This is a genomic window from Delftia sp. JD2, assembly GCF_001682645.1.
Classification (GTDB): Bacteria; Pseudomonadota; Gammaproteobacteria; order Burkholderiales; family Burkholderiaceae_C; genus Comamonas; species Comamonas acidovorans.
Genome location: NZ_LFJT01000033.1, coordinates 35,698 through 55,627, shown reverse-complemented (window position 1 = coordinate 55,627; position 19,930 = coordinate 35,698). Strand labels below are relative to the sequence as shown.

General features: G+C 68.6%; 20 protein-coding genes. 11 read left to right on the top strand and 9 right to left on the bottom strand.

Annotated elements, in window-relative coordinates:
• Positions 1-35: 35 nt before the first annotated feature.
• The 4 genes from nirD (at position 36) to ACM14_RS18330 (ending at position 2,961) form a co-directional block, all read left to right on the top strand.
• Positions 36-377 carry a nitrite reductase small subunit NirD gene (gene nirD / locus ACM14_RS18345; protein WP_013803814.1) on the top strand — a complete coding sequence of 114 codons (342 nt, stop codon included), beginning with the start codon at positions 36-38 and terminating at the stop codon, positions 375-377.
• Positions 378-506: 129 nt separating this feature from the next.
• Positions 507-2,111, top strand: coding sequence for a hypothetical protein (locus ACM14_RS18340; RefSeq protein WP_084027403.1), 1,605 nt, complete (start codon positions 507-509; stop codon positions 2,109-2,111).
• Between the two features lie 90 nt (positions 2,112-2,201).
• Positions 2,202-2,612: a GNAT family N-acetyltransferase gene (locus ACM14_RS18335; protein ID WP_043823658.1), complete on the top strand. Its 411-nt coding sequence runs from the start codon at positions 2,202-2,204 to the stop codon at positions 2,610-2,612.
• A 25-nt stretch (positions 2,613-2,637) separates the two neighbouring features.
• Entirely contained in the window at positions 2,638-2,961 is a 324-nt protein-coding gene (locus ACM14_RS18330; RefSeq protein ID WP_034390963.1) for a hypothetical protein, read from the top strand.
• Between the two features lie 121 nt (positions 2,962-3,082).
• On the opposite strand, the gene ACM14_RS18325 is transcribed toward ACM14_RS18330, so the two are convergent.
• The gene (locus tag ACM14_RS18325) at positions 3,083-3,418 is read right to left on the bottom strand and encodes a hypothetical protein (RefSeq protein ID WP_225614073.1); all 336 of its coding nucleotides are present in this window, start codon (positions 3,416-3,418) and stop codon (positions 3,083-3,085) included.
• Here ACM14_RS18325 and ACM14_RS18320 point away from each other — a divergent pair.
• Both ACM14_RS18320 and ACM14_RS18315 read left to right on the top strand, forming a co-directional pair.
• Entirely contained in the window at positions 3,417-3,881 is a 465-nt protein-coding gene (locus tag ACM14_RS18320; RefSeq protein ID WP_043823729.1) for a low molecular weight protein-tyrosine-phosphatase, read from the top strand. The genes ACM14_RS18325 and ACM14_RS18320 overlap by 2 nt on opposite strands.
• Positions 3,882-3,903: 22 nt before the next feature.
• Positions 3,904-4,671: a hypothetical protein gene (locus tag ACM14_RS18315; protein WP_065346935.1), complete on the top strand. Its 768-nt coding sequence runs from the start codon at positions 3,904-3,906 to the stop codon at positions 4,669-4,671.
• A gap of 63 nt (positions 4,672-4,734) precedes the next feature.
• On the opposite strand, the gene ACM14_RS18310 is transcribed toward ACM14_RS18315, so the two are convergent.
• The 4 genes from ACM14_RS18310 to ACM14_RS18295 form a co-directional block, all read right to left on the bottom strand.
• A complete protein-coding gene (locus ACM14_RS18310; RefSeq protein WP_065346926.1) occupies positions 4,735-6,573 on the bottom strand; it encodes a diguanylate cyclase in 1,839 nt (612 codons plus the stop codon).
• 139 nt (positions 6,574-6,712) lie between these two features.
• Positions 6,713-8,755 carry a TonB-dependent receptor gene (locus ACM14_RS18305; protein ID WP_065346925.1) on the bottom strand — a complete coding sequence of 681 codons (2,043 nt, stop codon included), beginning with the start codon at positions 8,753-8,755 and terminating at the stop codon, positions 6,713-6,715.
• A complete protein-coding gene (locus tag ACM14_RS18300; protein ID WP_065346924.1) occupies positions 8,752-9,417 on the bottom strand; it encodes an SCO family protein in 666 nt (221 codons plus the stop codon). The genes ACM14_RS18305 and ACM14_RS18300 overlap by 4 nt, the downstream gene beginning before the upstream one ends.
• A gap of 124 nt (positions 9,418-9,541) precedes the next feature.
• A complete protein-coding gene (locus tag ACM14_RS18295) occupies positions 9,542-9,910 on the bottom strand; it encodes a DUF2946 family protein (protein WP_012203922.1) in 369 nt (122 codons plus the stop codon).
• A gap of 103 nt (positions 9,911-10,013) precedes the next feature.
• Here ACM14_RS18295 and ACM14_RS18290 point away from each other — a divergent pair, with 103 nt between their 5' ends.
• Positions 10,014-10,778 (top strand): alpha/beta fold hydrolase, encoded by a 765-nt coding sequence (locus ACM14_RS18290; RefSeq protein ID WP_063327009.1) that lies wholly within the window; start codon positions 10,014-10,016, stop codon positions 10,776-10,778.
• 60 nt (positions 10,779-10,838) lie between these two features.
• On the opposite strand, the gene ACM14_RS18285 is transcribed toward ACM14_RS18290, so the two are convergent.
• Genes ACM14_RS18285 through ACM14_RS18275 form a run of 3 tightly spaced genes read right to left on the bottom strand, consistent with a single transcriptional unit; the run spans position 10,839 to position 14,317 of the window.
• Positions 10,839-12,530 carry a cobalt chelatase gene (locus tag ACM14_RS18285; protein WP_065346923.1) on the bottom strand — a complete coding sequence of 564 codons (1,692 nt, stop codon included), beginning with the start codon at positions 12,528-12,530 and terminating at the stop codon, positions 10,839-10,841.
• A complete protein-coding gene (locus ACM14_RS18280; RefSeq protein ID WP_013803829.1) occupies positions 12,520-13,497 on the bottom strand; it encodes an AAA family ATPase in 978 nt (325 codons plus the stop codon). Before ACM14_RS18280 ends, ACM14_RS18285 begins: the two co-directional genes overlap by 11 nt.
• On the bottom strand, positions 13,490-14,317 hold the full coding sequence (locus ACM14_RS18275) for an IclR family transcriptional regulator (protein WP_012203918.1): 828 nt from the start codon (positions 14,315-14,317) through the stop codon (positions 13,490-13,492). Before ACM14_RS18275 ends, ACM14_RS18280 begins: the two co-directional genes overlap by 8 nt.
• A gap of 131 nt (positions 14,318-14,448) precedes the next feature.
• On the opposite strand from ACM14_RS18275, the gene xsc reads away from it, so the two are divergent.
• The 4 genes from xsc to ACM14_RS18255 all read left to right on the top strand — a co-directional run bounded on the left by xsc (position 14,449) and on the right by ACM14_RS18255 (position 18,952).
• Positions 14,449-16,260, top strand: a complete 1,812-nt coding sequence (xsc, locus tag ACM14_RS18270; RefSeq protein ID WP_065346922.1) for a sulfoacetaldehyde acetyltransferase — start codon at positions 14,449-14,451, stop codon at positions 16,258-16,260.
• A gap of 223 nt (positions 16,261-16,483) precedes the next feature.
• Positions 16,484-17,458, top strand: a complete 975-nt coding sequence (locus ACM14_RS18265) for a bifunctional enoyl-CoA hydratase/phosphate acetyltransferase (protein WP_065346921.1) — start codon at positions 16,484-16,486, stop codon at positions 17,456-17,458.
• Complete coding sequence (locus tag ACM14_RS18260) at positions 17,455-18,501, top strand: YeiH family protein (RefSeq protein WP_013803832.1); 1,047 nt, start codon at positions 17,455-17,457, stop codon at positions 18,499-18,501. Before ACM14_RS18265 ends, ACM14_RS18260 begins: the two co-directional genes overlap by 4 nt.
• A 241-nt stretch (positions 18,502-18,742) precedes the next feature.
• On the top strand, positions 18,743-18,952 hold the full coding sequence (locus ACM14_RS18255) for a hypothetical protein (RefSeq protein ID WP_254662084.1): 210 nt from the start codon (positions 18,743-18,745) through the stop codon (positions 18,950-18,952).
• A gap of 19 nt (positions 18,953-18,971) precedes the next feature.
• Here the strand turns inward: ACM14_RS18255 and ACM14_RS18250 are convergent, their stop codons facing one another.
• Positions 18,972-19,865, bottom strand: coding sequence for a LysR family transcriptional regulator (locus tag ACM14_RS18250; protein ID WP_065346919.1), 894 nt, complete (start codon positions 19,863-19,865; stop codon positions 18,972-18,974).
• Positions 19,866-19,930: the final 65 nt, after the last annotated feature.

The following is a 19,930-nucleotide window of genomic DNA, read 5'->3' as shown; positions in this document are numbered from 1 at the left end:
CCGGCCCGCACCCACACCACCGACAAGGCACCGCCATGACACACCCCGCACAAGAACAGTGGATGCCCGTCTGCGCCACCCGCGACATCGTTCCCGACACGGGGGTCTGCGCCCTGGTCGAAGGCCGGCATGTGGCGGTCTTTCGCCTTGGCGAAGACCGCTTCTACGCCATAGACAACGTGGACCCGCGCTGCGGCGCCAGCGTGCTCGCGCGCGGCCTGGTCGGCAGCCTGGGCGAGCGCGTCGTCGTCGCCTCGCCCATCTACAAGCACCACTTCGACCTGGCCACCGGCGAATGCCTGGAAGCGCCCGAGCACTCTGTGCGCGCCCATGCGGTGCGCAATGAGAATGGGCAGTTGATGGTGGCGCTGCACTGAGGTCTCGGTCAGATCAGCATGGGGAGGGGTTCCCCGCGTCCCGTGATGGCGCGGTAGAACCATCTGCCTTGCATTCCACCTTTGCCGGTCGGGCATCATTGCCGCCTCGACAGATGCATGAGGGTGGATATGAACGCAGGGAATCCGGACGCCGCAGCCCACAACGCGGGCGACGAACACAGCTACGCAGATTTTCTCCACGGCCTGCAGGCCCGATTCGAGGCCAGACTCAAGGAGGGCGGCGACCAGGTCTTCGACACCACGGCCACCGGCCTGTTCGACGACTATCTGGCCGCCCTGCCTGCCGAACTGCGCCAGCGCCATACCTGCAGCTGCTGCCAGAATTTCGTGCGCCGCTTTGGCGGCCTGGTCACCCTTGCGGCCGACGGCCGCCAGACGCCGCTGCTGTGGGGCGATGATGCGCCCGGCATCCACCGTGCCGGTGTGGCGGCCATGGCCGCCGCCGTGCGCCGCGCCACCGTGCGTGGCGTCTTCCTCGCCACCCCTGCCGTGTGGGGCCGGCCCCAGGCGGGCGGGCATCCGCACATGCACGTCACGGCGCCGCAGGCGCTGCAATTCAAGCGCACGCTGCTGACCGCAGGCCAGAAGATGGCGGAAAGGCGCGAAGACTTCAGCACCATGGAGCGCGCCCTTGGCGACTTCCACAGCGACCATGTGGCCACCGCCTTGCAGCTGCTGCGCTCCGACCAGCTCTACAGCGCCGAACGGGTGCTGGGCCAGGCCGAGTTCCTGCACCAGTTGCACACGGACCGCGCCCAGGCCAGGAGCCCGCAGGCAGCCGACAACATTCTTTGGCGCGCCATTGCCTCGGCGCCGGCCGGCTTCTGCCATCCGCGCAGCTCCATGATCGGCACGCTGCTGGAGGACATCGCGGCGGGCAAGAGCTACGCCGACGTCTCGCGCGCGTTCGCCGCAAAAATGCACCCGCTGCGCTACCAGCGCCCGCAGGCGGCACCCACCGCCGGCGGCATTGCGCAGGCAGAGAAAGTGTTCGAGCAGCTGGGCCTGGCACCTGCCCTGCCGCGCCGGATGGCCCGATTCGAGGAAGTGCCCAAGACCTGGACGCCGCGCAGGCGCGAGCCCGCCCCACGCACGGGCAGCGGTCTTTTTGCGCATGTTCTGCCCAAGGGCGCCACACAGCCCAAGTCAGGCATGGCCACGCCCGCCATCACCATGACGCTGCAGAAATTCGTGCGCACCATCATCCCCACGGCCGAGCAGATCGAGGTACAGATCCGCGCCACGGCCAACCCCTTCATCGGCATCACCACGGCGGTGAACGAAGACGCGCCGCGCCTGTTCCAGTGGGACCATCCGTTCTCCTGGTATGTGTGGAGCGGCGGCTCCCCCGCGGCCCAGTTCGGCCTGAGTGAAGGCTGGGTCAGCGTGGCGGGTATCACCCGGCTGCCGGCCCGCTGGGACGATGACGGCGAACGCTTCAAGCACCAGGGCGACGGCATCATCTTGCTGCTGGACGGCGCGCGCGAAACCCGCAACGTGGGTGCCGCGCTGTTCCCCAGCCTGCTGCGCGCCGAGCTGCACGGCGTGCGCGCCACGGTGGAGGCGCACTCCAACGCAGTCACCATGGCCGGCCTGGCCGAAGGCTCTGCCGTGGGCATTGACCTGCGCGACCAGGGCAATGCCTATCCCGCATCGCTGCGAGTCGTCTCGAATGGATGGACCCAGGGCTACACGATCGATCGCTGGGACTGAGCGCGGCGATCTGCCCTCCCTCTCGGCAGACGCCTGCCTATGATGGCGCTCTGCCGATCCTCCGATATGCCCCTGGCGCCCTCACCATCCATGAACTACCGCATTGAAGACCACGTCCCCGCCGTCCAGGACTACATCCAGATCCGGCTGGCTGCCGGCCTGAGCCGCAAGTCGCCCGAGGCGGCCGCCATCGGCCTGAAAAACGGCCTGTTCAGCGTGGTCGTCTATGCCGATGCAACGCCGGTTGGCATAGGCCGCGTGATCGGAGACGGCGGCTGCTTCTTCGAAATCGTGGACATCGCTGTCATCCCCGAGCACCAGAAAAAGGGCCTGGGCCACCTCATCATGCAGCGCCTGATGCAGTACATCCACGGCAATGCCCTGCCCACGGCCTATGTCAGCCTCATGGCCGACCACGGCACGCCGGAGTTCTATCGCCGCTATGGGTTCGAACCCTCCCTGCTGCCCAAAAAGGCGGGCATGTCCTTGCGCATTGTTTGACTGCAGAGGCCCGATCTAGACAGAGATGAACAACAAACTGAGAGCAGCGGCAGTGATCGCCGCAGCGTTTTTGGCCGTGGCCTTCCTTGTGCCTGCGCCGAAAAGTGTGCCGCTCACCGAGCGCTATCCCGGTCCGTGGAGAACTGATTTCAGCCGAGACATCGCCATCGCGCTGGGCAAGAACCAAGCTATCGGCTGCGTGCAATTCCAATACCGGGAGAGCCGCCTGGACCCAGGCGAGTACCTTGTGTACTGCAATGATCGGGGCATGTGGAGGTCCTACCTGGTCTGGATCCCGTCGCAGAAGATCACCGGGCCGCACATGATTGATGCATCGATTCCGCCGTGATCGAAGAATCCGCACTGCCATGCAAGATGGCGCTGCATTGAGTTCAGCCACGTCCCCTGCCGGCGGCGCGGCACCATGAAATCCGCCCGACAGGGCGCCTGCCCGTGCCCGCCCTGCGGGCTCAGGCGTACAAGGACAGCAACGCCAGGCACACGATGACCACGATGGCCGCCGTGATAAGCATCACCCTGAAGCCGCCGTCGCTGCTGCGCAGCAACCGCAACTCCAGCAGGGCCGCGCCCACCCGGGCCATCCAGAAACAAAGCAGTTCCACCATGGGCGCAGCATAAGCGGCCCGGCAGATCAGGTGCGGGGCGTGGAAAATGCCGGCGAGCGCCTTGGCATCGCAGGCCATCGAGATGTCGTGAAGCCCGTTACCCACAGGGAGGTTTATGGAACAGATTCGGGAACAGTCAGCTGGCAGCAGGCCAGCCACAAAGAGGAAAAGAATCCTCATGGTCTGCACCGGCAACATCTGCCGCAGCCCCACGGCCCACGGCGTGCTCGAGAAAATGGTGGCCGACGCGGGCCTGGCGGGCCGCATCGAAGTGGACTCTGCAGGCACGCACGGCTACCACGTGGGCGAGGCACCCGACCACCGCTCCCAGGCCCATGCCGCACGGCGCGGCTATGACCTCTCGCAGCAGCGCGCGCGGCAGCTACGGGCCGAGGACTTCACGGCATTCGACCAGGTGCTGGTGATGGATGGCGCCAACGAATCTGCAGCGCGCAGGATCTGCCCCGAGTCCGAATGGCACCGCGTACAGCGGCTGACGGACTTCTGCACCGAGCACTCCGCGCGCGAAGTGCCCGACCCCTACTACGGCGGCGACCGGGGTTTCGAGGACGTGCTGGACCTGGTGGAAGACGCCTGCGCGGGGCTGCTGGCCACGCTGGGCATGGCGCCGCGCAAGGGTTGACAAGTCACGGCACCGCTTGCGCATGCGAACCCTCATTCTTTGCTTCGGCATCCTGGGCACGCTTGTGTTCGGCGCAGCCTTCGCCCTGTCGTTTTCCTCGCCATTGCTGGTCGAGAGCCTGGGCAAGGAGATCATCCGCATCGAGATCGAGCGCAGGCTGGGCACCCAGCTGGATGCGCTTTCAGGCTCGCGCATGGCGGGCCTGGCCCAGAAGGCGCTTGGCAGGACAGACAGCGAGATCGCCGCAGTGCGGCGCGAGATCGAGGCAGGCATTCCCGACAAGCTGGCTTCGGTCATGACCGACATGCGCCGCGCCGACTGCGAATGCCGCAAGCGCAAGGCCGTCTACGCGCAGCAACGCCAGGCCACCCAGCTGGCATCGCTGATCCAGATGCGCGCCCGGCTGGTGGAATTCATCGAGTCGGCCTACCACCAGACCACGGCCAGCCTAGTGCGGGAGTTCAGGATCTTCACTGCGTCCAATGCGCTGGTGTTTCTGGCCCTGGCCGGCGTGACGGCGCGACGCAGGCGGGCGGGGCTGCAGCTGGCACTGCCCGCCATCGTGCTGGTGACCGCCTCGGCGGTGACTGCCACGCTGTATCTGTTCGCCCAGGACTGGCTGCACACCATTGTGTTTGGCAGCTACATCGGCCTGGCCTACATAGCCTATCTGGCCTTTGCCATCGCGCTGCTGTGCGACATCGCATTCAACCGGGCACGCGTGTGCACACGGGCCATCAACAGCGTTGCGTCGTCTTTTGGCTCGGCATTCGAGGCCTTGCCTTGTTGAGCCCACGGCCCCACCTGCCCCGGCAACTGCCCCGATCACAACGGCGGCATAGCCCCAAAATCCCTACCCGCCCGCCAGCACAATCCTCCCCTTGCCCGCGCGCTTGGCCGCGTACATGGCCTCGTCGGCGCGCTGCAGGAGCTGGGTGGCATCTTCCCGGGAGGCATTGAGGGCGATGCCCATGCTGGCGCCGACCTGCACGGTGGCGCCGCTGTGCAGTCGGATGGGCTGGCGGATGGCGGCCAGGCAGCGCTGCATGATCTGCCGGGCGTCGTCGGCCGAGGCCAGTTCGTCCAGCAGCAGCACGAATTCGTCTCCGCCCAGGCGGGCGACGCAGTCGGTTTCGCGGGCCTGGGTGGTGAGGCGGCGGGCGATGATGCGCAGCACTTCATCGCCGGCGTCGTGGCCTTCGGTGTCGTTGACTTGCTTGAAGCCGTCCAGGTCCATGAAGCAGACGGCCAGTTGGCCGGGGCCGCTGGCCTGGGCCAGCGCGCGCTGCAGCCGCGCCTGCAGCGCGCGGCGGTTGGCCAGGCCGGTCAGCACGTCGTGCAATGCCTGGTGCTGGGCCGCCTGCTCGCCGCGCTTGAGGGCGTCGATGTCCACGAAGACCCATATCGATTCGCCATCGGCCAGGCCTGCGCCGCTGACATCGACCCAGAGCAGGCTGCCATCGCTGGTCTGCAGCTGCATCTGGGCGTGGCATTTGCCGCTGGAGCGCAGCGCGCCATAGGCCAGTTCGCCGGAGCGTTCGTAGGTTTCCTCGTCCGGGTAGAGGATGCGCGCCGAGTGGTCCAGCAGCTCGCCGGCCGGGCGCTTGAGCATGCGCTGCAGGGCCTGGTTGGTCCACAGCAGCCGGCGCTCGCGCAGGCGGGCGATGCCGATGAGGTCGTTGTCCATGAACAGTTCCTGCTGGCGCAGCAGCTCGGCGAGCCGGATGCGCGCCACGCGTTCGCGCTGCTGCAGCAGATAGAGGCTGACCGAGCCCAGCGCGATCAGCGCGATGCTCAGGCCCGTGAGCGCCCAGGCACGCCAGGCCGATGCACGCCACCCCGCCAGGTAGCTTTCCGTGCCCAGGCCGGTGAAGACGGTCAGCGGATAGCCGGCCAGGCGCTGGTAGGCCGTGATGCGCTCCACGCCATCGAGCAGCGTGGGCGTGATGTACCAGCCAAGCTCCCGGTCATCGGCCAGGGCCCGGTGGTACTCGCCCGAGACTTCCGAGCCGCCGATGCCGGCCATGGGCTGGGGATCGCCTGCCGCGTAGCGGGCCACCAGCAGATCCTTGTCCGAACGCAGCGCAATGGCGCTGTCGGGCCCGAAGGCCTGGCGGCGGAACAGCGACTGGAAATGCTCGGCCGCGACGACCGCGTAGACGATGCCCTGGAAATCCCCGTCGCCGGATTGCAGCCGCCGCGCCAGCACGATGGCCCATTTCTTGAAGGAGTGGCTGACCAGCGGGTCGGAGACCACCATGCGGTCGGTGTTGCGCGCCCGGTCGAAGTAGCCTCGCTCGGCCACGGAAAATGCCGGCTCCTCCTCGTTCGCACTCTGCAGGACCTGGCCATTGGCGTCGGTGACGCGCAGCGCCGTGACGAAGGGAACGAGGGCGCGCTGCTCCTGCAGGATTTCATAGAGGGCCAGCGCCGCCACGTCCGCGCCTTCCAGACTCCGGCTGCGGTAGCGGCCCGCGACGGTGGCCAGGGCGTTGTCCACCAGCCGCATCTCGGCGTTCAGCTCCAGGCTCAGGCTGCGGGCCTGGTTCCGGGTGACGGCCACGCCCAGGTCCAGGTCGGCCTGGTGGTTGGCGCGCAGGCTCAACCAGGTGGCCAAGCCCAGCAGGCCGGCCACCAGCAGGTTGCCGAGCACCAGGCGCAGGAGCACCTTGTCGGAAAGAAGCCTCTTCATGGCGCCGGGTGTCCCTTTCCTACTTGCTGGATGGGCATCGGGGTGGATGGACCGGCCCATTTTTAGCACAAGGCAAGAGCACTCCATGCCAGGTCGCACGCCATGGCAGCGGCGCCTTTCGGCGCTGCGCCCGGCCTCCTCAGGGCATGCGCCAGCTCAGGCCCGCGTACACGGCCCGGCCATCTCCGGGAAAGTAGTAGGCACCGTCCACGCCGCGCACATTGGCCTGTACGGCCGTGGTCGCGGCATAGCGCCGGTCGGTCAGGTTGCGGCCTTCGACGAACCAACTCCAGCCATCGCCCAGCGTCCCGCTCAAGCGCAGGTTGAGCAGCGCATAGCCATCGGAGGCCACGGTGTTGGCATGGTCCACCCAAGTGCGCGAGGGCAGCCACTCCAGGCCAGGCGCGACCGTGACCTGCTGCGTGGCCTTCCACTGCAGCTCGGCCCGCAACAGGTGCGGTGGAATGCCGGCCAGGCGGCGGCGGCCGTAGACGGCGTCGTTGTCAAAGCGCAGGTCGCTGTAGAGGTACTGGGTGCGCAGCGACCAGCGCGGCGCAAGCCGTGCCTGCATGGACAGCTCCAGCCCCTGGTGGATGGTGCGGTCGGCATTGGTGGTGCCCAGGGCCGCGCCGCTGGCGTCGGTCAGCGCCAGCAGTTCGCGGCGCACGCGCGAGTGGTAGATGGCGGCGTCCCAGGCCAGGGCCTCGCCGTGGCCGCGCCAGCCGGCCTCCACCGTGGTTGCGCTTTGCGCGCGCCCCAGCGGCAGCGAAGGCTGGTAGACCAGCTCGCCAATGGGCGGAGCCTCGAAGCTGCCGCTGATGTTGGCGTACCACTGCGACGTGGGCGTGGCCGCGAACAGCAGGCCCAGCTTGGGCGAGGTGTGGCTGAAATCCACGTCGTAGCTGGAGGCGGGCACCAGCAGATTGTCCTGGCGGCGCTGGGCGCGCACGAACTGCAGGCCGGCCTGCAGCGTCCAGCGGGTGCTCAGGCCATGGCTGTATTCGCCATAGACCACGTCCTGCTGCGCCTTCACGCGCGTGCGCCCCGTGGACGTGCCGGCCGCGCCGCCCGCATTGGTGTAGCGCCATTCATCGCCATCGAGCTGCGCGCTGGAAAAGCCCAGCACCAGCCTGCGCGTGAGGCCGCCGCCCTGCCCCAGCTCGGCCACCAGGCGCGAGTCCAGGCCCGTGTCGCGCATGTCCTGCTGGACGATGCCCATGGTCATGGGGTGGAAGCGGTCGCGCTGCGCGGCGAACAGCGAGGTGGTCCAGCGCAGGCCTTCGCGCGGCTGCCAGTCCATGCGCAGGGCGCCGCGCGTCTGGCGGTAGTTGTTGCCGGCGTCCTGCGCCACATAGCCGGGCGCGGCCTGGCGCGGATTGGCCAGCATGGCCGCGCGCGTGAGGCTTCCGGGCATCTGCATGTCGGCATCCACATGGGACAGGAAGGCGCGCAGCTCCAGCGTATCGGTGAGCTGCAGGCCCACATTGCCGGACAGGCGCTGCGTGCGCCAGGCCGACTGTTCGCGCCAGCCGTCCTGCTCGCTGCGGCCGATGTTCAGAAGGCCATCCACCCGCTCGCCACGGCCCGCCAGCTGGGCCTGTGCCTGCCGCTGGCCGAACGATCCGGCCTGCAGCCGCAGCGATGCGGCAGGCGCCGTCAACCCGGTCGGCGAGACAAAGTTGATCGCGCCGCCCAGGCTGCTGGCGCCGTACTCCAGCGCATTGGCGCCACGCCAGACCTCGACATGCTGAGCCGCCATGGGGTCGATGGACTGGAAGTCCGCCGCGCCATCGGCCTGGTTCAGCGGTATGCCGTCCTGGTAGAGCTGTATGCCGCGCATCAGATAGCCGCGCTGCACGCCCGAGCCCCGGATGGACAGCCGCGTCTCCGGGCCGTGGCGCGTCTGTGCGAGCACGCCCGGCGCGTAGGCCAGTGCATCGGCGGCGGTGCTGGCACGCCCGGCCGCGTAGCTGGCTGCATCGATGACGGCCGTGCCGCCTGCGCGCTGCGACAGCTCATCGCGCGCAGCCTGCACGGCCTGCGCGGCGCGGGCCTCGGGCGTGGTGGCGGCGCCGCGGGCGCGCACCTCCACATCCGCAAGAACAGGTTCTGCCTGGGCCAGGGCGGAGGATGCGGCGCAAAGGCCTGCGGCGCCGGCCAGAGAAAGTGCAAAGCTCTTCATGCCGCCCCCAGGATCTGCCGCAGATCGGCCGCGCAGTCCTGCGCGTCCTGCTCATGGCGAAACGCCACGCGCAGCCGGCCCTCGGGATCAAAGACATAGGTGATGGCCGAGTGGTCCATGGTGTAGGACGCACCCGTGGGCACCTTCTTGTAGAAGACCTTGAATTCCCTGGCGACCTCGGCCGTCTGCGCCTCGTCGCCGCGCAGCGCGACAAAGCCGGGGTCGAAGGCGCCCACATAGGCCTTGAGCACCTGGGCCGTATCGCGCTCGGGATCGATGGTGATGAAGGCCACGGCCAGGCGGGCACCGTCGGCTCCCAGAAGCTCGCGTATTTCCAGCGCGCGCGTCAGCGCCGTGGGGCAGACATCGGGGCACTGGGTGAAGCCGAAAAAGACCATCAGGGCCTGGCCCTTGAAGTCGGCCAGCGTGCGCTCGCGCCCATCGGCATCGCGCAGGCGGAAGTCCCGGCCGTACTGCGCGCCGGTGAGGTCGATGCCCTTGAAGGGCACGGTGGCGGGCTTGCAGCCGGCCAGCAGCGCCAGTGCGGCCAGGCCGCCGCCAAGGCAGGCGCGGCGAGACAGGGCAACGGGAGCAACGGATGGGAGGGTCGAAGAAGAATCGGCGGCGCGCTGCGGCGCCGCATGGCAATCGGAACGGAACATGGCTTCCCTGCGTGGAATCTTGGCGAAGCCGCACCGCCAAGGCTGCGCCCGGCCGATGCGGCAATGTTCTGAGACAGGCCAGCGGCCAGACAGCGCGGGACAGCGCTGCACAGCAGCCGAGGGCTCAGGCGATCAGCAGCAGCAAGGGAGGCCCGCGCGGCGGCAGCGGTGCGCCGACCAGGGAGGCAATGCGGGCAGAGACGATGGGCTGCAGCGCGCGGCCCAGCGGCTGCGGTTGTGCCCAGGAGGGGGAGACATGCGCGGGCGGCGGCGTCACCGCCAGGCACAGCGGGCAGTCCAGCGAATGCTGGGCCGACACCGCCTGCCCTTCTTCACCGTTGACCACGACCAGCTTGACGCTGCCGCCAGCCGTGCAGACCAGCTCCATGGCCTGCGGGTGCACCAGGGGCGATGCAATGGCTAGGCCCAGCGTCAACGCGAACCACGCCATGACCAGGCGGGCCAGTGAGACGGAGTTGCGCAGGGCGTGCATGGCTGGGGATTATGGGGCTGGGATGCCGGATATGCGTGGTATCCGTAGCCGCCTGCCCGCATGGGCCATCCCATAATCGCCTTTTCCCCAAGCAGTGACCGCCATGTCGAAACTCCATGTTGTGCAGCAGGGCCAAGGCCCGGCCCTCGTTCTGAGCCACGCGCTCGGTTGTGACCTCCAGATGTGGGACGGCGTTGCCCAGGCGCTGGAAGACCGCTTCACCGTGGTGCGCTACGACCACCGGGGCCACGGCCGCTCGCCCGCCATCGGCGAGGCCTTCGACATGAACGACCTGGCAGACGACGCAGCCGGCGTGATCGAGGCGCTGGGCCAGGGGCCGGTGCACTTCGTGGGCCTGTCCATGGGCGGCATGACGGCCCAGGCCCTGGCCGTGCGCCATCCGGCGCTGGTGCGCAGCATCACCATCGCCAATTCGGCCAGCTACTACGACGAGGCCGCGCGCGCGGGCTGGCAGGCGCGCATTGCCACCGTGCACGACCAGGGCGTGGCGGTGATTGCCGACGGCGCCATGCAGCGCTGGTTCACACCCGAGTTCCGCACCGGGCAGGCGGCCCGCGTGGCCTCCTTGCGCGCAGGGCTGGAGGCTTTGGCGGCCAAGCCCTATGCGGCCGCCTGTGCGGCCGTGGGCGGCATCGATTTTCGCGAGAGCAATCGGCGCATCGCCTGCCCCGCACTGCTCATTGCGGGCAGTCGCGATGAGGCCACGCCGCCTGCCCTGTCCGAGGACATGCAGGCGCAGATTCCGGGCGCGCAGCTGGTGTCGCTGCCCGCCGCGCATTTGAGTGCCGTGGAAATGCCCGTGGAGTTTGCGCAGTTGGTGAGCGACTTTGTCGCGCAGGTCCGCTAGATCTGCAGCCCCACCCCAACGGTATGCGCGCGCTGAGCGAAGTCGCTATCGTGGAAGGCATCACGGCCGGCAGATCAACTCCGCCACGTCCAGCAGCAGGGCTTCATCGATCTGCTCGCGCAGGTCCACCGCCAGCCTGCGCCGGTAGAACACGCCCAGGTCCAGCCCCACGCCCAGCGCGCGGATCTGCACGTCGCCCGCGCGCTCGTGCCGGGCGATGACCTGGCGCAGGTGCTGGTCCAGGTAGTGCTCGTCGTTGGCCTGGTGCGTGGCCGTGTCCATGGGGCAGCCGTCCGAGATGACGAGCAGGATGCGGCGCTGCGCGGGCCGCGCCAGCAGCCGCTCGCAGGCCCATTCCACGGCCTCGCCATCCACGCCCTCGCGAAACAGGTCGGGCCTGCGCAGCGCGGCAATGCCGTGGCGGGCGTGGCGCCAGGGTTTGGCGGCGTCCTTGAAGACGATGTGCAGCCGCTCGTTGAGCCGGCCCGGGATGTGGGGCTGGCCCGCGCGCTGCCAGTCGCGGCGGGCGCGGCCGCCGTTCCAGGCCTGGGTGGAAAAGCCCAGCACGTCCACCGGCACGCCGGCCATGGACAGCGCGCGGCCCAGCAGGTCCACCAGCAGGGACAGCGGGCGCGCATGCGCCTTCATCGAGCCCGAGCAGTCCAGCAGGAGGGCCACGGCCGCATCGCTGACGGGGCGCGGCAGCTCGTTCCTGAAGATGGCGCGCTGCTGCGGATCGCTGACCAGTTGCGCCAGCCGGCTTGCATCCAGGTGTCCATCCTCCAGGCCGAACTGCCAGCCGTCGTGGCGCGGCACGGCCAGGCGCTGCTGCAGGTGGCGGGCCAGCCGGCCCGCGTGCAATCCGCTGCGCGCCAGTTCCTCATCCATCTGTTCGCGGAACTCGGCCAGTTGCGCTGCGCGGATCAGCTCGGCCGCCTGCGCCTCGCGGTCGTAGGCGCGCGTGAACACGCGGTAGCTGTGGGCCGAGCCGGCCCAGGCGCGGCTGTCGCCGCTGAGCGCCACGGGCGGCGCATCCAGGCTTTGCGATTCAAAGTGCAGCGGCAGCGCGAAGCTGCCGCGCCGGCGCGGCCCGCCAGCGCCGCGCGGCGCCTCTTCCTGGGCTGACCGCACGGCCTGGCCCACCCAGCGGCTGATGGCCAGGGCCGGCGCAATGAAGGCCTGCTGGTCCTGCCGGCGGCGGCGCAGCAGGGCCCACTGCGCGCCCAGTTGGGCCGACAGGCCGGCGCGCGTAGCCTCGGCCAGGTCGGCCAGGGCATCGGGCGGCTCATGGCCGCTCAGGCGGCTCCAGGCGGTCAGCGCCACGGTGAACAGCAGGATGCCCAGGCTGCTTTCGGTCAGGCCCGAATCGGCAAAGGCCTGGCTCCAGTGCACAAAGCGCGCATGCAGGTTGGCACGTGCGCCCGGCCATTCCTCGGGCGCCAGGCTTTCCACGCGCAACTGCTCCAGCAGCTCGAACACCAGCCGCTCGACCGGGTCGCCGGGCAGGTGGCGCGCGTGCAGCGCGGCATCGCTCAGGCGCAGGCGCAGGCTGGCACCGTCGAGCAGGCCGCGCTGGTCGGCCAATCGGGCCGGCACATCGGATTGGTGGGCCGCTGCCAGCACCACGGGCGCCGTGCCCCGGTACAGCGTCTGCCCGCTCCATTGCAGCGAGGCATCGCCCGCCATGGCGCGCAGCAGCGCGCCGCCCCAGGCCTCCATGCGCGCCAGCGAGGGGGATGCCTCAGCAGGCATGGGCGGGCTCGTCGCGCAGCGCCAGTTCCTGGCCGAAGCAGCGCTGGAAATACTCGGCCACGATGGCCCGCTCGGCCGGCTCGCACTTGTTGAGGAAGGACAGCTCGAAGGCCAGCCGCAGGTCATGGAAGATCTGCGCGTTCTCGGCCCAGGTGATGACGGTGCGCGGCGACATCAGCAGCGACAGGTCGCCCACCGCAAAGCCCTTGCGCGTGAGCGCGGCCAGCGCCACCATGGCGGCCACCTGTTCGCGCCCCTGCGGCGTGGCCAACTGCGGCACGCGCGCCAGCACGATGGCGGCCTCCTCGGCCGGCGCCAGGTAGTCCAGGCTGGTGACCAGGTTCCAGCGGTCCAACTGGGCATGGTTGAGCATCTGCGTGCCGTGGTACAGACCGCTGAGGTTGCCCTGGCCCAGGGTGTTCATGGTGGCGAAGAGGCGGAACTGCGCATGCGGCTGGAGCACGCGCTTTTGGTCCAGCAGGGTGAAGCTGCCCTCGCGTTCGAGCACGCGCTGGATGACGAACATCACGTCGGGCCGGCCCGCGTCGTATTCATCGAAGACCAGGGCCACGGGCCGCTGCAGTGCCCAGGGCAGGATGCCTTCCTGGAACTGCGTGACCTGGCGGCCCTCCTGCAGCACGATGGCGTCCTTGCCCACCAGGTCCAGCCGGCTGATGTGGCCGTCGAGGTTGACGCGCACGCAGGGCCAGTTCAGCCGCGCCGCCACCTGCTCGATATGGGTGGACTTGCCCGTGCCGTGCAGCCCCTGGATGACCACGCGCCGGTTGTGCGCAAAGCCGGCAAGGATGGCCAGCGTGGCCTGCGGGTTGAAGCGGTAGGCCGGGTCCACGGCCGGCACATGCTCGCTGCGCTCGGCAAAGGCCGGCACCTGCATGTCGGTGTCCAGGCCGAAGGTCTCGCGCACGCCAAGTGTGCGCGTGGGATGCATCAGGGTCAGCTCAGTCATCGTCAGGGGCTCCCGGGGGGACTTCGTCGTTGATGCGCGCAATCGCCTCGGCCGCCGCGCGCAGTTGGGGAAGAAAGGACAGCGCCCGCTCGCGCGTGAAACGCATGATGGGCGCCTGCACGGCCAGCCCCATGTTCGAGGGGCCGCCCTGGATGGAGGGCACGAGCACGCCCAGGCACAGCAGGCCGGGCAGGAATTCCTCGTTGTCGAAGGCATGGCCCTGGGCGCGCACCTGGTCCAGCTCGGCGTCCAGCGCGTCAAAGGCCGTCAGCGTGTTGGCCGTGAAGCCTTCCAGCGGCACGGCCGACAGCAGCCGCCTGCGCTGCGCGGGCGCCATCTGGCTCAGGAACAGCTTGCCCGTGGCCGAGCAATGGGCCGGCACGCGCGAGCCCGGGTGCAGATAAAAGCGCAGCGGCGCGGGCGTCTCCACCCGGTCCAGGTAGAGCACCTCGCTGCCCGAGAAGGCGGTGATGTTGCAGCTCTCGCCGATATCTCGCACCAGCTGGGCCAGCACCGCATGGCGTGCGCCGTGCGTGGTGTTGTTGAGCAGCACGCTCTCAGCGAGCCGCATCAGGCGCCGGCCCGTGCCGTAGTGCCGGCCATTGCCCTCGCGCTGCAGGATGCCCGCGCCCTCGAGCTGCTGGAGCATGCGGTGCATGGTGGGCTTGGGCAGGCCTGTCTCCTCGACCATGGTCTGCAGCGTGAAGGGCTCGTTCTTCTGGGCAATGGCCTCCAGCAGGGCGAACAGCCGCAGGTTGGGCGTGTCGCCATCGATACGGGCAGGGATGGGGTCACGGGTGTTCATGGTGTTGGTCATCATATGTTTTTCAATTTTTCGAGTCAATTTGTTCCGAAAAAAGAAATTTGTTTGACATCCAGGCGAAGTCAGTCCTAGACTTGCGCCGTAATTTCTTTTTTCGGAACATTGAGTTCCATTTTCAAGGAGACAACATGACTGCAGCCAACAATCGTACGGTGGTCGAAGGCGTCCAGAAGATGACCCCTTCCGAAGCCTTTGTGGAGACCTGCGTGGCCAACGGCGTCACGGAGATGTTCGGCATCATGGGCTCGGCCTTCATGGATGCCATGGACATCTTCGCGCCCGCCGGCATCCGCCTGATCCCCGTGGTGCACGAGCAGGGCGCCGCTCACATGGCCGACGGCTATGCGCGCGTCTCGGGCCGCCACGGCGTGGTGATCGGCCAGAACGGCCCCGGCATCAGCAACTGCGTGACCGCCATCGCCGCCGCCTACTGGGCCCACAGCCCCGTGGTCATGATCACGCCCGAGACCGGCACCATGGGCATGGGCCTGGGAGGCTTCCAGGAAGCCAACCAGTTGCCCATGTTCCAGGAGTTCACCAAGTACCAGGGCCATGTCTGCAACCCCAAGCGCATGGCCGAGTTCACGGCCCGCTGCTTTGACCGCGCCATCTCCGAGATGGGTCCCACCCAGCTGAACATCCCGCGCGACTATTTCTACGGCGAAGTGCAATGCGAAATCCCCAAGCCCATGCGCGTGGAGCGCGGCTCGGGCGGCGAAAACAGCCTGCAGGCCGCCACGGAACTGCTGGCCACGGCCAAGTTCCCCGTGATCCTGGCCGGCGGCGGCGTGGTCATGGGCGATGCGGTCGAGGAATGCAGGCAGCTGGCCGAGCGCCTGGGTGCCCCCGTGGTCACGGGCTACCTGCGCAATGACGCCTTCCCCGCCAAGCACCCGCTGTGGGCCGGCCCGCTGGGCTACCAGGGCTCCAAGGCCGCGATGAAGCTCATCGCCCAGGCCGACGTGGTGATCGCGCTGGGCTCGCGCATGGGCCCCTTCGGCACCCTGCCCCAGCACGGCATGGACTACTGGCCCAAGAACGCCAAGATCATCCAGGTCGAGGCCGACCACACCAACCTGGGCCTGGTCAAGAAGATCTCGGTGGGCATCCACGGCGACGCCAAGGCCGTGGCACGCGAGCTGGGCCGCCGCCTGCAGGGCCAGACCCTGGCCTGCGACGCCACCAAGGCCGCGCGCGCCGACACCATCGCCACCGAAAAGGCGGCCTGGGAGAAGGAGCTGGACGAGTGGACGCATGAGCGCGACCCCTACAGCCTGGACATGATCGAAGAGGCCAAGGGCGAGCGCACGCCCACGGGCGGCCAGTACCTGCACCCGCGCCAGGTGCTGCGCGAGCTGGAAAAAGCCATGCCGCCGCGCGTGATGGTCTCCACCGACATCGGCAACATCAACTCCGTGGCCAACAGCTACCTGCGCTTCGACGAGCCGCGCAGCTTCTTCGCGCCCATGAGCTTCGGCAACTGCGGCTATGCCCTGCCCACCATCATCGGTGCCAAGTGCGCGGCGCCCGACCGTCCGGCCATTGCCTACGCCGGCGACGGCGCCTGGGGCATGAGCATGGTGGAGATCATGACCGCCGTGCGCCATGACATTCCCGTCACGGCCGTGGTCTTCCACAACCGCCAGTGGGGCGCGGAGAAGAAGAACCAGGTGGACTTCTACAACCGCCGCTTCGTGGCCGGCGAGCTGGAAAGCGAGAGCTTCGCGGCCATTGCCAGCGCCATGGGCGCCGAGAGCATCGTGGTCGACCAGATCGAGGACGTGGGCCCGGCGCTGCAAAAGGCCATCGACCTGCAGATGAACCACGGCAAGACCTGCGTGATCGAGGTGATGTGCACGCGCGAACTGGGCGACCCGTTCCGCCGCGATGCGCTGGCCAAGCCCGTGCGCTTCCTCGAAAAGTACAAAGATTTCGTCTGAAGCTGTCTGACACCCCCTGAGGCGCTGCGCGCCTTCCCCCTCTCTACCCGCTGCGCGGGGGAGGGGGACGACACCCTCGGTGCGGGGCGGCCCTTCCTCGGTGTCTCTGGGATGGGCCGCGCCGGTTTCATGCGCCTGGGTGAAGCGCAAGGCCCTCGAAAGCCGATTCCCAGATTCCCTGCGTTGCTCGCGCCGGGCCCTGTACTTTCCCGCAGGAGCTTTCATGGTCCCCCCACTTTCACTTGCCGTGGCCGCCGACGATGCGCCCGCCACGCACCGCCCCCATCTCCAGCACTTGCTCGACCAGGCCAAGGCGCAAGGCCCCATTCCGGTGGCCGTGGCCTATCCCTGTGATGCGGGCTCGCTGCAGGCCGCCATGCAGGCCGCGCAGGCGGGCCTGATCACGCCGCTGCTGGTGGGCCCCGAGGCACGCATCCGGGCATCGGCCCAGTCGGCCGGGCTGGACCTGGCGGGCGCGTCCATCCATTCCACAGCCGACGATCCACGCGCGGCGGCGGCCCAGGCGGCGGCGCTGTGCGGCAGCGGCCAGGCCCGCGCGCTGATGAAGGGCAGCCTGCACAGTGACGAGTTGCTGGGCGCTGCCGTGGCGCGCGAGGCCGGCCTGCGCGGCAGCCGCCGCGCCAGCCATGTGTTCGTGATGGACCTGCCGGGCTTCGAGCGCCCACTGCTGATGACCGACTGCGTGGTCAACATCTTCCCCACGCTGATGGACAAGCGCGACATTGCGCAGAACGCCATCGACCTGGCCCGTGCCATCGGCATTGCCCGGCCGCGCGTGGCCGTGCTCTCGGCGGTGGAGACGGTCAACCCCGCCATCCCCGGCACCATCGACGCAGCCGCGCTGTGCAAGATGGCCGACCGGGGGCAGATCAGCGGCGCCATCCTCGACGGGCCGCTGGCCTACGACAACGCCATCTCGCTGCGCTCGGCGCATCACAAGGGCATCGTCTCCGATGTGGCCGGCCAGCCCGACGTGCTGCTGGTGCCCAGCCTGGAGGCCGGCAACATGATCTACAAGCAGCTGGTCTACATGGCCGATGCCGAGTGCGCGGGCCTGGTGCTGGGCATGCGCGTGCCCATCGTGCTGACCAGCCGTTCGGACTCGGTGGCCAGCCGCATCGCGTCCTGCGCGCTTGCGGTTCTGGCCGATGCGGCGGGCGGCAAGGAGCAGCCATGAGCCAGGTTCAAGCCCCGTTGGCAGCACAGCCGCCCGTGCCGCGCATGCTGCAATGGCTGAAGCTCCTGCCCGGCACAGGCCTGTCGGGCGTGATCGCGCTGGCAGCCACCTTCGTCTCCACGCTGCACGGCGGGCCGCAGCTGCTGTTCGCGCTGTTCTTCGGCGTGGCCTTTCACTTCCTGAGCCAGGACGCGCGCGCCAAGCCGGGCATCGAGTTCTGTGCACGCGGCGTGCTGCGCCTGGGCGTGGGCCTGCTGGGCGCGCGCATCACGGCCACGCAGATCGCGGGCCTGGGCTGGACCACGGCGCTGATCGTCATCGCCGCCGTGGTCACCACGCTGCTGTGCGGCACGCTGCTGGGCCGGCGCCTGGGCCTGACTCGGCCGCAGGGCGTGCTGTCGGGCGGCGCGGTGGCCATCTGCGGCGCCTCGGCGGCGCTGGCCATCTCCTCGGTGCTGCCGCGCGACAAGGACAGCGACCGCTTCACGCTCACCGTGGTGGTCACGGTCACGGTGCTGTCCACGGCCGCCATGGTGCTGTACCCGCTGGTGGCGCGCGCCCTGCATCTGCCGCCCGAGCTGGCGGGCCTGTTCATCGGCGGCACCATCCACGATGTGGCCCAGGTGGTGGGCGCGGGCTACACCATCGACCAGGCCACGGGGGACTACGCCACCATCGTCAAGCTGTTCCGCGTGTCCATGCTGGCCGTGGTGGTGGTCATGGTCTCGGCCCTCTTCAAGCGCCAGCGCGAGGCTGCGGCCGAGCAGCACCACGGCAAGAAGCCGGGCCTGGTGCCCTGGTTCCTGTGGGTGTTCGTCGCGCTGGTGGCCATCAACTCGCTGGGCTGGGTGCCGCCGGGGCTGCAGCACCAGTTGAGCGACCTGTCGCGCAACTGCCTGGTGCTGGCCATTGCGGCCCTGGGCCTGAAGACCTCGTTCCAGCAACTGGCCCAGGCCGGCTGGCGGCCTTTTGCACTGCTGGTGGTGGAGACGCTGTGGATGGCGGCCTTTGTACTGATCGCCATCGAGTTCGAGATGCGGTGAGCCCAGGCGCAACACGACAGTCTTCAGGGCCCGCCATGCGCGGGCCCTTTTCATTTTTCATGGAACCGACGCATTTGATGTTCACGCATTGAGGTGATACATTTGCACACATTTTTTTGACACACATCAACGCCCGACACGAGCCGTGAACGTTCTTCGCAAGCAAACCGGCAGATTCCGCAGACGCACTGCCATCCAGGTCCTCGCCCTCCTGCGCAGGCAACAACCCCTGCAAGCTGCCTTGCTGCGGCTGCTTCCGTGCCTGCTGCTGCTGGCCGGCTGCGCCGTGCTGCTGGACTCCCTGGTGTCCATCCCGCTGTGGGCCGTCGCCGGCCTGACCGGGGTCATGGCGGGCTACATCGCCCACAACTGCCAGGCGTTTGTTGCATCCCAGCGCAGGAAATCCATGCTGCGCCATCTCGCGCGCTGCTGCCTGCTGCACGCCCAATGAAACACAGGCGCCCGGGTCTTCAGGTACCGCTGCTGGCATAGGCTGTCAGCGCCTGCGCGACCGCCTTGAAGACCACGGCGCAGCGCTCGCTCTTGCGCAGGTCCTCATGCATGGCCACCCAGGTATCGAGCTTCCATGAGAATGCCTGCGGCAGCACCCGCACCAGGCCCGCGTCCCTGGCCGCCAGCGCCGACTGGCAGATGCCGATGCCAAAGCCAGCGCGGATGGCGCCCAGCTGTGCCAGGTCGCTGTCCGAGCTCAGCGCCATGGCCTCGCGCGTGAACATCGGAAACTGCTGCTGAAACCTGCGGATGAAGGCGTTCTCATGGTCGAAGCCGATCAGCGAGTGCCCGGCCAGCTCCTGCAGCGAAGCCGGCACCCCATGCCTGGCCAGATAGCTCTCATGGGCATGCAGCCCCAGTTCGATGGCGCCGATATGGCGGGCCACCAGCGCCTCCTGCTGCGGCCGGAACATGCGCACGGCCACATCGGCCTCGCGGCGCAGCAGGTCATCGACCGCGTTGGACAGCACCAGTTCGATGCGCAGTTCAGGATGGGCCGCACGCAATTGCGCCAGCACGGGCGGCAGCAGCTCCACGCCCACGACCTCGCTGGCCGTCAGGCGCACCGTGCCGCGCACGCCCGCGCCATGGCTGGCCGCCACGCGGCGCAGCGCGGCAGCCGTCGCGGCCATGCTGGCCGCATAGGGCTGCAATTCATAGGCCGCTTCGGTGGGCGCGAAGCCATCGGACGAACGGGTGAACAGTTGCAGGCCCAGCGCCGACTCCAGCCCGTCGATGTGCCGGCCCACGGTTGGCTGTGCCAGGCCCATGGCCCGGCCCGCCGCTGACAGCGACCCGGACTCCAGCACCTGCAAAAAGCTGCGATACCACTCCCAATGGGGTTCCGACATCACTGATCCATTCATTTATGCATGGACACCAGAAGATTCTAGGCAATTTTCCTTTTGCAGCGTGT